This window comes from Wenyingzhuangia sp. 2_MG-2023, from assembly GCF_030548295.1.
GTDB lineage: Bacteria > Bacteroidota > Bacteroidia > Flavobacteriales > Flavobacteriaceae > Wenyingzhuangia.
The window spans coordinates 1-251 of the sequence record NZ_JAUOSB010000144.1; the positions used below are offsets into that span (position 1 = coordinate 1).

1 protein-coding gene is annotated in these 251 nt (G+C 35.9%); it reads right to left on the bottom strand.

The features are described 5' to 3' along the window. Positions 1–79: 79 nt before the first annotated feature. Positions 80–238, bottom strand: a complete 159-nt coding sequence (locus Q4548_RS17410; RefSeq protein WP_408068642.1) for a hypothetical protein — start codon at positions 236–238, stop codon at positions 80–82. Between the last annotated feature and the right edge of the window lie 13 nt (positions 239–251).

A 251-nucleotide genomic window follows, 5' to 3' on the forward strand; every position in this document is an offset into this window, starting at 1 on the left:
GATGTAAGACCTAAAGAAACTCCAATTGGTATAGCAATTGCTAAAAATATTATTAGTACGATGAAGATTACACCTGCACTCATAATGTCGTTTCCTCCCTTTCCACTTCAATCCCTTTGAATCGCTTTATATTATTCTGGATTAATCGAACCATCGTGAAAGCAAAGCCTACTGGTACAGATAAATACACAATAGCTAAAGGAATGGAAAGACTTGGACTAGTTTGCATTGTGCCCAGGAAAGTATTAAAT